This is a genomic window from Myxococcus faecalis (assembly GCF_050039385.1).
Classification (GTDB): Bacteria; Myxococcota; Myxococcia; order Myxococcales; family Myxococcaceae; genus Myxococcus; species Myxococcus fulvus.
Window position 1 is genome coordinate 1,011,626 of sequence record NZ_CP144336.1, and the last position, 13,422, is coordinate 1,025,047.

Here is a 13,422-nt window from a genome sequence, read left to right on the forward strand (position 1 = left end):
CCCATGCTCACGCGCATCATCGATGGGTCACTGGAGCACCGTGGCGCGGTGCTGCTGGGCACCGTGGCGCTCGTCATCTCGGGGCTGCTCGCGTTCCGGGCCCTGCCGCTCGATGCCTTCCCCGACACGACCCCCACGCAGGTGCAGGTCAACACGGTGGCGCCCGCGCTCTCGCCCGTCGAGGTGGAGCGGCAGCTCACCATTCCGCTCGAGCAGCAGCTCGCGGGACTGCCGCAGCTGGAAGAACTGCGCTCCATCTCCAAGTTCGGGCTGTCGCAGGTGACGCTCCAGTTCCGCGACGGCACGGATGTGTGGTTCGCGCGGCAGCAGGTCTCGGAGCGGATGGGCCGCGTGAAGATGCCTCCGGGAATCGAGGCACCCACGCTCGGGCCCGTGGCGACGGGGCTGGGCGAGGTCTTCCACTACCTGGTCAAGAGCAGGAGCCGGAGCCTGGAGGAGCTGCGCACGCTGCACGACCAGGTCATCGCGCCCCAGCTCCGCGCGGTGCCCGGTGTGGCCGAGGTGAATGCCTGGGGAGGCCGCGAGAAGCAGTGGCACGTGGTGGTGGAGCCGCAGCGACTCCGACAGTTCGACCTGTCCCTGGGCGACCTGTACCGGGCCCTGGAGGCGAACAACGCGAACGTGGGCGGCGGCATGGTGGAGCGCGGTGGTGGAGCGAGCCTCGTGCTCGGCATCGGTGTGCTGGAGGATGGCCGGGCCGTGGGCGACGTGGTGGTGGCCGCGCGAGACGGCGTGCCCGTGCGCGTGCGCGACGTGGCCCAGGTGGAGGTGGGGCACGAGATTCGTCGAGGCGCGACCACCGCGGACGGCGAGGGTGAGGTCGTCCTGGGCCTGGGCTTCATGCTCATGGGCGAGAGCTCGCACGTGGTGACGCGGGCGCTCGCTCGGCGCATGGACGAGGTGAAGCAGCGCCTGCCCGACGATGTGCAGGTGGACGTCGTCTACGAGCGCACGGAGCTGGTGGACCTGGTGCTGCGCACGGTGCGCACCAACCTGCTCGAAGGCGCGCTGCTGGTCATCGCCGTCCTCTTCCTCTTCCTGGGCAACTGGCGCGCGGGGCTCATCGTCGCCTCCGCCATTCCCCTGTCCCTGCTGTTCGCCTTCAGCGGCATGCTGCGCTTCGGCATCGCCGGCACCCTCATGTCCCTGGGCGCCATCGACTTCGGGCTGGTGGTGGACTCGTCCGTCATCCTCGTGGAGAACGCGGAGCGGCACCTGGCCGGCGCCCGCGATGGACGGAGCCTGAAGCAGGTGGTGCGGGACGCGGCCGTGGAGGTCCGCAAGCCCACGCTCTTCGGTGAGCTCATCATCATGGTGGTGTACCTGCCCGTGCTCGCACTGGAGGGCGTGGAGGGGCGGCTGTTCCGTCCCATGGCGCTCACCGTCATCCTGGCCCTGCTGGGCAGCGTGCTGCTGTCCATGACGTTGATGCCGGTGCTCGCGTCGTTCGCGTTGGAGCGAGGCAGGCGAGGACACCCCGAGCCGCGCCTCGTGCGCTGGCTGCAGCGGGGCTACCGGCCGCTGCTGGAGTGGAGCGTGTCCCATGCGCGCACGGTCCTCATCGTGGCGGGGCTGCTGGTGGTGGGCACGGGGCTGGCGGCCACGGGGCTCGGTCGCGAGTTCGTCCCGAGGCTGTCCGAGGGAACCCTCGTCATCAACACCGTGCGCCTGGCCGAGGTGTCCCTCACCGAGTCGGTGCGCTACGGCGGGCAGGTGGAGAAGGTGCTCCGGAGCCGGTTCCCCGACGAGGTGGCGCGCGTGTGGACGCGCACCGGGACGGCCGAGGTGGCGACGGACCCGATGGGCATCGAGCTGTCCGACGTGTTCGTCACGCTCCATCCCCGCGAGCAGTGGAAGCGCGCCGCGACGCAGGAGGAGCTGGTGGCGGAGATGAAGGCGGAGCTGGCGGACCTGCCCGGCATGCGCATGGCGTTCCTCCAGCCCATCGAGATGCGCGTCAACGAGATGATCGCCGGCGTGCGCGGGGACGTGGGCATCAAGCTGTTCGGCGATGACCTGGACGTGCTCAAGGCCAAGGCGCGCGAGCTGGAGGCGCTGGTGCGCGCGGTCCCCGGCGCCACGGACGTGACGCTGGAGCAGCTCACGGGTCAGCCCGTGCTGGAGGTCACCGTGGACCGGGTCGCCATCGCGCGGCATGGCATCGCCGCGCGCGAGGTGCTCGACGTGGTGGAGGCGGTGGGCACACGCGTGGTGGGCGAGGTCCGTGAGGGCGAGCGCCGCTTCGACCTGGCGGTGCGGCTGGCCGAGGCGTACCGCAATGAGCCCACGAGGCTGGCCACCGTGCCCATCACAGCGCCCGGAGGTGAGCGTGTGCCCCTGGGTCGGCTGGCGACGATTCGCGAGGTGTCCGGCCCCACCACCCTGCAGCGCGAGTGGGGCCAGCGGCGCATCGTCATCCAGGCCAATGTGAGCGACGGCGACCTGGGCGGCTTCGTCACCCACGTGCGCGCCGCGCTGGCGAAGGTGGAGCTGCCGCCGGGCTACCACCTCCGCTACGGCGGCCAGTTCCAGAACCTGGAGCGGGCCCAGGCGCGGCTGGCCCTCGTGGTGCCCATCGCGCTGGGACTCATCCTCCTGCTGCTCCACCTCACGTACCGCCGCTGGGTGGACACGCTGCGAATCTTCGCGGGCGTCCCCTTCGCGCTGATGGGCGGCGTGCTGGCGCTGCTCGCGCGCGGGCTGCCGTTCTCCATCTCCGCCGCAGTGGGCTTCATCGCCGTCAGCGGCGTGTCCGTGCTCGGGGACATGGTGCTGGTGTCCCGGCTGCGGCAGCTGCTCGGCCAGGGCCGCGCGCTCCCCGAAGCCCTCCGCGAGGCCGCCGTCTCCCGCCTGCGTCCGGTGCTGATGACGGCCTCGGTGGCGGCGCTCGGCTTCCTCCCCATGGCACTCAACACGGGCATCGGCGCGGAGGTCCAACGACCGCTGGCCACCGTGGTGGTGGGCGGCGTCCTGTCCTCCACCCTGCTGACGCTGCTGGTGCTCCCGGCGCTCTACTCGGTGCTCGGCGCGGGCCGGGGAAGCAGCCACGGAGGCGAGCGGACGCCCTCCGCCGAGCACCTTCCGAACCCGGAAGAACAGGGCCGCGCCGCGTCCTGACGAAGGCCCGTGACACGGCGCATCAGGAGGCAGCCGGGCGGCCGAACGATCCCTGGTCCCCCTACCCCACGGGGTCCAAAGCGTCCCTCGCCGGCCCATCCTACCCGCACCCACCGTCCCGCCCGCTGGGGAGTCTCGCGTGCCCCGGCCGCCGGAATTTCAGGGGGTTACAGAGATGTTCCACTCGGAGGCGGGCCTGGACGGAGATTCAGGTGGGATGCCTCGGAGTACGTGCAACCCCCCGAATTCGTTCCCTTTGTCAGGGGGGCATGGTAGTCCCGCCGCTTTGTTGAAGATTTCAGAGTCCATGGCGCGGAGTGCGCGAGTCACGCACCGCGTTCGGGTACGAGACGTTCTCACCTGGGTTCGAAGAGCATGCGCGCAGAAGCCGAATTGAAGACGCGAAAGAAGCAGGGGGGCTCGGGCGGCGGGGGTGGTGCCGCGGGCTCCGGTGGTGGGGGTGATGGGTTCGTCCCGGCCTCGCTGGCCGACGAGGCGCGTCGCCGGTACATCAACTACGCGCTGTCGGTCATCACCTCGCGCGCCCTGCCGGACGTGCGCGACGGCCTCAAGCCCGTGCAGCGCCGCATCCTGTACGGCATGTGGAACGACCTGAACCTGTCGTTCGACACGAAGTACCAGAAGTGCGCCCAGGTCGTCGGCGCCATCATGGGTCGCTACCACCCGCACGGCGACGCCTCCATCTACGACGCGCTCGTGCGCATGGCGCAGGACTTCTCCCTGCGCTACCCGCTGGTGGACGGCCACGGCAACTTCGGCTCGCTGGACGGCGACTCCGCCGCCGCCTACCGCTACACCGAGTGCCGCCTGGACAAGCTCGCCACCGAGATGCTCGGGGAGCTCGAGCGCAAGACGGTGGACTTCCGGCCCACCTACGACGGCACCCGCAACGAGCCCATCGTCATCCCCGCACGCGTGCCCCAGCTGCTGATGAACGGCACCACGGGCATCGCCGTGGGCATGGCGACCAACATCCCGCCCCACCACCTGGGCGAGCTGGTGGACGCGCTCGTGGCCCTCATCGAGACCCCGACGCTGCTCACCAAGGACCTGCTCAAGTGGGTCAAGGGACCGGACTTCCCCACCGGCGGGCAGATCCTCAACGACAAGAAGGAGCTGCGGGAGATCTACGAGACGGGCCAGGGCAGCGTCCGCATCCGTGGCGAGTGGGACACCGAGGAGCTCAAGCGCGGCGGGACGCAGATCATCATCACGTCCATCCCGTACACGGTGAACAAGTCCACCCTGGTCTCGAAGATCGGCGACCTGGTGCGCGAGCGGAAGCTGCCGCTCATCGTGGACGTGCGCGACGAGTCCACCAAGGACGTGCGCATCGTCCTGGAGCTCAAGAAGGACGCCAACGCCGAGCTGGTGATGGCGTACCTCTACAAGCACACGCCGCTGCAGACGACGTTCGGCGTGAACCTGACGTGTCTGGTCCCCAGCGAGGACAACCCGGAGGTCGGCACGCCGCGTCGGCTGAACCTCAAGGACATCCTCCAGCACTTCCTGGACTTCCGCTTCGCCGTCGTCACGCGCCGCTTCCAGCACGAGCTGGGCGAGCTGCAGAAGCGCGTGCACCTGCTCGAGGGCTTCGAGAAGGCCTACGACGCGCTGGATGAGATCATCCGCATCATCCGCCAGTCCGAGGGCAAGCAGGACGCGGCCCAGAAGCTGATGAAGCGCTTCCAGCTGGACGAGCTCCAGGTGGACGCCATCCTGGAGATGAAGCTCTACAAGCTGGCCCGCCTGGAGATCCTGGTCGTCCAGAAGGAGCTCAAGGAGAAGCGCGCGGAGATCAAGCGCATCGAGGGCATCCTCAAGGACAAGAAGAAGGTCTGGTCCACCGTCAAGGACGAGCTCGGGGAGATCAAGGGCCAGTACAACGACAAGCGCCGCACGAAGATCGGCGGCGCGGGCTCCGAGGAGGTGGAGTTCAACGCGGACGCGTTCATCGCGGACGAGGACGCCCACGTGGTCCTCACCCGCGACGGCTGGGTCAAGCGCGTGCGCGAGGTGAAGGACCCGTCCTCCACCCGTCTGCGCGAGGGCGACGCGGTGATGGCGGTGCTGGCCGGCAGCCTCAAGGCCAACCTGGTGCTGTTCAGCAACTTCGGCACCGCGTACGTCACCCGCTTCAACGACATCCCGGCGTCCACCGGCTACGGCGACCCGGTGCAGAAGCTGTTCAAGTTCGACGACGGCGAGCGCGTGGTGGCCGCCTGGTCGCTGGACGCCCGGCTCGAGGCCCCGGCGAAGCTGGTCGGCGTGACGAAGCAGGGCATGGGCATGCGCTTCCTCCTGGAGCCGCACCTGGAGGTCTCCACGCGCGCCGGCCGTCGCTACGCGAAGACGGGCGAGGGCGATGAGATCATCGGCGTGCGCGAGGCGGGCGAGAAGGACCTGCTCGCGGTGCTGACCAAGAAGACCAACGCCCTGGTGTGCAAGGTGGCGGAGGTCAACGAGCTGGCCGGCCCCGGCAAGGGCGTCACCGTCATCAAGGTGGATGACGACGACCAGGTGGTGGAGTTCCTGGTCAGCGCGCCCAACCAGAAGGACGCGAAGATCGATTTCGACACGCAGAAGGGCCGCAAGCTGCAGCTCGCTCCCGCCAAGTACGGGGTGACGGGCCGCGGCGGCAAGGGCCACGAGATGTCCAAGCGCGACGCGGTGGAGGACGTGGCCCGGCCCGTCGTCTTCATCCCGTTGCCCGAGAAGAAGGATTAGCCAGAGGACGCCATGGCGACGAAGAAGGAAAGCTACACAGGCGCGGACATCCAGGTCCTCGAGGGCCTGGAGCCGGTGCGCAAGCGCCCGGCCATGTACATCGGCGGCACCGACAGCACCGGTTATCACCACCTGCTGTGGGAGATCCTCGACAACTCGGTGGACGAGGTCATCAACAGCCACGCCACCACCGTCGAGGTCGTGCTCCACAAGGATGGCCGCAGCATCACCGTGGTGGACAACGGGCGCGGCATCCCCGTGGACATCATGCCCAAGCTCAAGAAGCCCGCCGTGGAGGTCATCCTCACGACGCTGCACGCAGGCGGCAAGTTCGAGCAGGGCAACTACATCCACTCCGGCGGTCTGCACGGCGTGGGCAGCTCGGTGGTCAACGCGCTCGCGCGCAAGCTGACGATTGAAATCAAGCGCGACGGCAAGAAGTACGTCCAGACGTACGCGCGCGGCAAGGCCACCAGCCAGCTGAAGGTGGACGGCGCCGCCCGCGGCACCGGCACCTCCATCACCTTCGAGCCGGACCCGGAGATCTTCGGCGAGAAGCTGAAGTTCGACGCGGAGCTGGTGCGCGAGCGGCTGGAGGCCAAGAGCTACCTGCACAAGGGGATGACGGTCATCTGGAAGGATGAGACCGCCAGCCCCGCGACGTCCGTCACGTACAAGCACGACGGCGGCATCGCCGAGTACCTCACCAAGGTGGTGGCCGAGCGGCAGAAGCCCCTGGTGCCGGCGGGCAGCGCCACGTTCTACCACTCGCGCGACAACGGCGTGCGGCTGGAGGCGTCGCTGGGCTGGACGGAGGCCACCGACGAGCACATCCGCTCGTACGTCAACGGCATCCCCACCAACATGGGCGGCACCCACGAGGCGGGCCTGCGCGGCGCCGTCGTCAAGGCGGTGCGCAACTACATCGAGACGCACGACCTGACGCCCAAGGGCGTGTCGCTCACCGCGGAGGACATCCGCGAGGGAATCACCGCGATTCTGTCCGTCTACGTGGTGGAGCCGCAGTTCCAGGGGCAGACGAAGTCGCGTCTGAACAACCCCGAGGTGACGGCCCAGGTGGACGGCGTGCTGCGCCCCGCCCTGGAGAAGTGGCTCAACGACAACAAGAGCGTCGCCGAGGCGGTGGTGGCCCGCATCATCCTGGCCGCCCGCGCCCGCGAGGCCAGCCGCGCCGCGTCCCAGGCCGTCAGCCGCAAGACGGCCGTCAGCCACCGGCTCAACCTGCCGGGCAAGCTGGCGGACTGCTCGTCCACGGACCCCAACGTCAGCGAGCTGTTCCTGGTGGAGGGTGACTCCGCAGGCGGCTCCGCCAAGCAGGGCCGGGACAGGCGCACCCAGGCCATCCTCCCCTTGCGCGGCAAGGTGCTCAACGCGGAGCAGGCGTCCACGGACAAGGTCGCCGGCAACAAGGAGCTCCAGGACATCGTCAGCGCGCTGGGCTGCGGCATCGGCGCGGACTTCGACATCTCCAAGCTGAGATACGGCCGCGTGTTCCTGCTGATGGACGCCGACAGCGACGGCCACCACATCGCCACGCTGCTGCTCACCTTCTTCTACCGCCACCTGCGCCCGCTCATCGAGAGCGGCGCCATCCACATCGCCCAGCCGCCCCTGTTCCGCGTGGACATCGGCAAGGAGACGTACTGGGCGCTGGACGAGGCGGACCGCGACCGCATCATCCGCGAGAAGGTCAAGGGCAACGCCAAGCCCAACATCATGCGGTTCAAGGGTCTGGGCGAGATGACGGCCGACGAACTCAAGCAGACCACCCTGGACGTGAAGAACCGGATGAGCCTGCGGGTCACCATCGACAACCCCATCGAGACGGACCGCGTCATCAATGACCTGATGGGCCGGGACGTGAGCGCCCGCTTCCGGTTCATCATGGAGCGCGCCGGCGAGGTCGAGGCGCTGGACGTCTAGCCATCCGTCATCCTGCCGCGAGTCCCCGCCACCCCGGGTGTTGCCCCGAGGGCCGAGGCGGGGGCTCGTGACGGCCCTTTCTAGCTCGGCTAGATTCCGACGCCGTGAACACCTTTCGCCGACTCGCCCTGCTGCTCACGCTGCTGTTGGCCGTCCTCCCCGCCCACGCCCAGACGACGCGCAAGAAGGCCGCGCGCAAGAAGGCCACCCCTTCCAGCAAGGTGGTGAAGGCGAAGAAGAAGAAGCCCGGCATCAAGGGCCAGAAGAGCCCGGTCACCGCCGAGCCGACGGACGTCCAGGACGTCGAGTCGCCGCAGCCGCTCGTCTTCGGTGAGCCCGAGCAGCCCACGCCCCCGGCGAAGCCCGTCGGCACGGACAAGCCCACGGTGGCCACGCCCGTGCCGCCTCCGGCGACGAAGCCCCACGAGCCCGTCAATCCCAACGCGCGGCCCTCGCTGGCGAACACCCCCGCGGTGGCGTCCGGCACGGTGGCGCTGTTCTCGGTGGCCCGCACGCCGGCCGCCTCCGACGCCGCTGCCCGCCTGGAGGGGGAGCTGACGAGGCACCTGCAGCGCGGCGGGGACATCCCGTTCGTGGACCTGGGCACGGCCTTCCCTCCCCCGGAGCCGACGCCGCTGACGCAGGCGGATGGCCTCTACGAGGAGGGCCGGGCCGCGTACGACAACCTGGACCCGGAGGCCGCGGAGACGAAGTTCCGCGCCGCCGCGGAGGCGTACGAGAAGTCCCCCGGCGACTTCCGCCCGGAGCGGCTGGGTGAGACGTACCTCTTCCTGGGCGCCGCCAGGCTGCTCAACGGCGACGCCGCGGGCGCGAAGGCGGCCTTCGTGCGCGCCGCGGTGGCCGAGCCCTCCACCCGTCCGGACAAGGCGCTCTTCGGCCAGGACGTGCAGAAGGCCTTCGAGGACGCCCGCGCGGAGGTGGGCGCGCGCCCCGCCGGCACGCTGGTGGTGGAGTCCAAGCCCGCGGGCGCCAAGGTGAGCGTGCGGGGCCAGGAACTGGGAGTGACGCCGCTGAGGGGCGTGACGGTCCCCGCCGGCCACCACGCCGTGGTGGTGACGCTGCCGGGCCACACGCCCCACGCCGAGTACACGGAGGTGAAGTCCGGCGCGAGCGCGCAGGTGAAGGCGGAGCTCAGCCCCGGGCCGGGACTGACGGCCATCCGCGACGCCTCCGTGCGCGCAGGTTCCCAGGCCGCCTTCGACAGCGAGACCTTGCCGCCGGACACCGCCGCCATCGCCGACCGGCTGGATGCGCGCTACGTGGTGGTGGCCGCCGTGTCGCAGGACAAGAAGGGCCGGCTCAAGGCGGAGCTCCAGGCGTGGGACGTGCGCACCCAGGCGCGGCTGCGCGGCGTGGACATCGACCTGTCGGGCCGCGAGCGCGACCAGAGCCCGGAGGCCGCCGCCCAGCAGGCGCGCGACTTCATCCAGGGCGCCATCTCCCCGCGCGTCGCCGAGAGCGGCGCGTCCGGCCAGTCCCTGCTCAAGCGGCCCTGGTTCTGGGCCGTCGTCGGAGGCGCCGCGGCCGTCACGGCGGGCGCCGTCTTCGTGGCGACCCAGGACAAGGGCCGCCCGTTCAACCCCATCACCGGAGGAACAGGCTTCTGAGCTCCGGGTTGAATGACGGTTCGCCCGCTCGCGTCGCTCGTTTCTGAGGTTACCCCATGAGAGCCCTCGTCCTCGCCCTGCTTCCCTCGCTCGCCCTGGCGGCGTCCCCCGCACCCGCGCGGCGCGCCACCAGCCTCCTCATCCCCATGGACCCCGCGGCCGAGTCCGGCAGCGTGAAGATGGAGGGCTACATGAACGAGGCGCTGGGGAACTTCGCCGGGTTCACCGTCCGCAAGTCCGAGGAGATCTTCGGCCTGCCCGCCGACCCCAACGCCCAGTCCGCGATGGAGCGCGCGCGCAAGGGCTACTCGGAGAGCGCCGCCGCCTTCGACAAGAAGGAGTACGACGACGCGGAGACGAAGGTCCGCGCCACGCTCAAGGAGCTGCAGAACGCTCCGGCGGCCATGCGCGGCTGCTCGCCTCTGTGCGAGTCGCTGGCGCTGTACGCGGCGCTGTTGCACCTGCGCGGTGACGTGGAGGAGGCGAAGCTGGTCCTCATCGACCTCATCGCCGTGTCCCCCACCTTCGAGCTCAACCCCAAGCGCTTCAGCCGGGACTTCATCGCCCTGCGCGTGCAGGTGGCCACCGGGCGCACGTCCCAGCTGCGCGGCAGCGCCACGGTGAAGTCGCGCCCCGCCGGCGCCCGCGTCTACGTGGACGGGGAGATGGCCGGCTACACGCCGGTGACGATTCCCGCGCTGACGGTGGGCAAGCACCTGCTGCGCGTCGAGCGGCCCGGCTTCCGCCAGTACGGCCAGCTCATGGAGGTGACGCCGGATGACGTGGAGGTGAGCACGGAGCTGGTGCCCACGGCCGCGTACAAGGCCTATGACGCGCAGCTGGACCGGGTGGCCAGCGAGGTGTCGCGCGGCATCAGCCAGGCCAACGGCGTCGCGGGGCTGGGCAAGTCGCTGGGCCTGGAGCGGGCCATGGTGGGCACGGTGAGGAGCCACGGCGAGGGCACCGAGCTCATCCTGGGCTACTACGACCTGCGCAACGGCCGGAAGCTGGGCGGCCGGCGCGTGGTGCTCCAGGGCGACGAGTTCGGTCAGCTCAAGTCGGAGATGGAGCGCATGGTGAATCAGCTGGTGAACACCAGCGAGGGCGGCGGGGAGAAGGTGGTGCGCAGCTCGGATCCGCTCGACAACCGGGGCGGCACCGAGGACTGGGGCGCCGAGGACCGCGGCGGCCGGACGCGCAAGCAGGAGAAGACGAAGAAGCCCGGGGATGATCCGCTCGACGGGGTGTCTGGAACCGAGGACTGGTGACACGAGGCGCTTGTCCCCGGACGGGCGATGCCTAGAGTCCGGGGCTCTATGCGCCTGCTCGCCCTCCTGCTGCTCCCGTCGCTCGCGCTCGCCCAGACGAGCTCCATCGTCCAGGCCCCCCTGCCCTCACGGGGGCTGACGTTGCCACCCACCGGCGCCGCGCTGGTGGACGAAGCCACGGCCCTGTCGCTCAACCCCGCGGGCCTGGGCTTCGTGCGCTCCGGTCAATTGTTCTACCTGCACGAGCGCAACCTCGAGCAGGACAGCACCGCCGACGGCGTCTTCCTGGGCGCGAAGCTGTTGGGCCTGGGCCTGGGCGCGTCGATGGAGTGGATGCGCCCCCGCCACGGGCCGGACTACCGGCGCACGTCACTGGGACTGTCCCTGGGTGCCCCCACGCTGCAGCTGGGCGCGTCCTGGCACACGTTCGGCTCGGACGACGAGGACGTGGACTCGCTGGACACCTTCGACGTGGGCCTCACCGCCCGGCCCGCCCGCTACCTGTCGCTGGCGGCGGTGGCCAGGAACCTCAACGCCCCACGGGAGGGCGCCTTCAAGATCGAGCGCGCGTACGACTTCGGCCTGGGCCTGCGCCCGCTGGGCGAGCGCTTCACCCTGGGCGTGGACTGGCTCTTCTCGGAGGGGGCCTTCCGCCAGGGGCAGGCCACGTACACGCTGCAGGCGGAGGTGATTCCGGGCCTGCGGCTGGGCGGCGGCGTGTCCCACGGCTTCGTCGACGCGGTGCCCCTGGCGCTCCAGCTGGCCGTCACGGTGGACACCGGCCACCTGGGCCTCACCTACGCGGCGGGCGGCGGGGAGAACGGCACGGACCACGTGGCGCAGGTGCGCCTGTCCACGGAGAACTACCGCTCGCTGCGGCCGCCCGGCGGCGTGGTGACGATGCTGGACCTCAACGACGTGCTGGCGGGCGGCGGCAGTCCGCTGCTGTCGCTCTTGGGCGTGAGCGAGGCGGACCCGTTCCTCCGGCTGTCGCGGTGGCTGGACCTGGCGGCGAAGGACGAGCGGCTGTCGGGCGTGGTGCTGAAGATGGAGGGCCTGCCCGGCGTGGACTGGGGCAAGGCGGAGGAGCTGCGCCAGGCGGTGCTGCGGCTGCGCGCGTCCGGCAAGCGGGTGATGGCGGTGCTGCTGTCGGCGGATGACCTGGGCTACTTCGTGGCGTCCGCCGCCGAGCGCGTCTACGCGCTCCCCGAGTCGTCGCTGCCCATCAACGGCCTGGCCGCCAGCCTGCAGACGTACGGCGGGACGATGCAGAAGCTGGGCGTGACGTGGGACGTGGCGCGGGTGGGCAAGTACAAGACGGCGCCCGAGCAGCTCACCCTCACCGAGCCGAGCGAGGCCTCGCGCGAGGTGGTGAACGCCTACCTGGACAACGAGGTGGCCTGGTACGAGCGCGCCGTCACCCAGGCTCGCAACGTGCCGGTGGAGAAGCTGCACGAGCTGTGGGCCGCGGGGCTGGCCACGCCGCAGCTGGCGCTGAAGCTGGGCTTCCTGGACGGCCTCATCCTTCCCTCGGAGCTGGACGCCAAGGTGCGCGAGCTGGTGCCGGGCGGGCGCTTCAGCGCCACGTACGCGCCGCGCGACGAGCGCGAGGGCCGCTGGGGCACGCGCCGCCGCGTCGCGGTGGTGCCGGTGCTGGGGACGATTGCCGGCGGCAAGAGCCGCGAGGACCCGCTGGGCTTCAGCCGCATCGCCGGGGCGGAGACGGTGGTGCGGGCGCTGGAGGCGGCGAAGTCGGACCCGTCCGTGGTGGCCATCGTGCTGCGCGTGGACTCGGGCGGCGGCGAGGTGCTGGCCTCGTACCTGATGTACCAGGCGGTGGTGGACGCGGCGAAGGTGAAGCCCGTCATCGCCTCCATGGGCGACGCGGCGGCCTCCGGCGGCTACTACGCGGCCATGGGCGCCACGGAGGTGCTCGCGCTGCCCACGACGATCACCGGCAGCATCGGCGTCTTCTACTTCAAGCCCGCGCTGGAGGGCCTGTTGGGCGAGAAGCTCGGCGTGAGCCAGCAGACCCTCTCGCGCTCGCCCATGGCGGACGTCTTCGGCATGTGGAAGGCGTGGACGCCCGAGCAGCAGGCCGCGGTGCAGCAGTGGGTGGACACGTCCTATGACATGTTCATCACCGAGGTCGCCAAGGTGCGCAAGAAGGACAAGGCGGAGGTGGACGCGGTGGCGCGCGGCCGGGTGTGGAGCGGCAACGACGCCCTGGCGCGCGGGCTGGTGGACCGGCTGGGCGGCCTGCAGGAGGCGGTGGAGTCGGCCCGCCGGCACGCGGGCGTCCCCGCGTCGGAGGAGCTGGACCTGGTGCTGATGGGCGAGGCGCGCGGCTTCTTCTCCAGCCTGGGTGGGGAGCCGGGCGTGCAGGCGGCGCTCGCCCTGCTGCCCGCTCCGGTGGAGCCCTTCCCGTCCGCCCTGCGGGAGCTGGCGCGGCAGGCGGGCGTGGACCTGGAGATGCTGCGCCCGGGGATGAAGGCGATGATGCCCTTCACCCTCACCGTCCGCTGAGCAACCCCCAGGCGGGCCGCGGGGTCGGCCCGCCAACACCGGGTGAAAAAACCGGGAGCGCCGCGAGGCTCCTCTGTTAGTGTTGTCTCCGCACCCCGGTCGGCCTTGGGCCACCAGGGTGTTCCAGGGACCGGCGGTTCGGCCTTTCGCGTAACTCGAAGGCCCCGCGC

6 protein-coding genes are annotated in these 13,422 nt (G+C 70.5%); all 6 read left to right on the plus strand.

The features are described from left to right. The first annotated feature begins 3 nt into the window (after positions 1–3). The 6 genes from VZQ01_RS03920 (at position 4) to sppA (ending at position 13,252) form a co-directional block, all read left to right on the plus strand. A complete protein-coding gene (locus tag VZQ01_RS03920; protein WP_426746935.1) occupies positions 4–3,138 on the plus strand; it encodes an efflux RND transporter permease subunit in 3,135 nt (1,044 codons plus the stop codon). Positions 3,139–3,513: 375 nt separating this feature from the next. Further along, complete coding sequence (locus VZQ01_RS03925; RefSeq protein WP_223746624.1) at positions 3,514–5,886, plus strand: DNA gyrase/topoisomerase IV subunit A; 2,373 nt, start codon at positions 3,514–3,516, stop codon at positions 5,884–5,886. 12 nt (positions 5,887–5,898) lie between these two features. Further along, the gene (locus VZQ01_RS03930) at positions 5,899–7,830 is read left to right on the plus strand and encodes a DNA gyrase/topoisomerase IV subunit B (protein ID WP_223746623.1); all 1,932 of its coding nucleotides are present in this window, start codon (positions 5,899–5,901) and stop codon (positions 7,828–7,830) included. 104 nt (positions 7,831–7,934) lie between these two features. Further along, entirely contained in the window at positions 7,935–9,458 is a 1,524-nt protein-coding gene (locus VZQ01_RS03935; protein ID WP_426746936.1) for a PEGA domain-containing protein, read from the plus strand. Positions 9,459–9,514: 56 nt separating this feature from the next. Then, complete coding sequence (locus tag VZQ01_RS03940) at positions 9,515–10,726, plus strand: PEGA domain-containing protein (protein WP_267696829.1); 1,212 nt, start codon at positions 9,515–9,517, stop codon at positions 10,724–10,726. Positions 10,727–10,774: 48 nt separating this feature from the next. Then, positions 10,775–13,252: a signal peptide peptidase SppA gene (gene sppA / locus VZQ01_RS03945; RefSeq protein ID WP_426746937.1), complete on the plus strand. Its 2,478-nt coding sequence runs from the start codon at positions 10,775–10,777 to the stop codon at positions 13,250–13,252. The last annotated feature ends 170 nt before the right edge of the window (positions 13,253–13,422 follow it).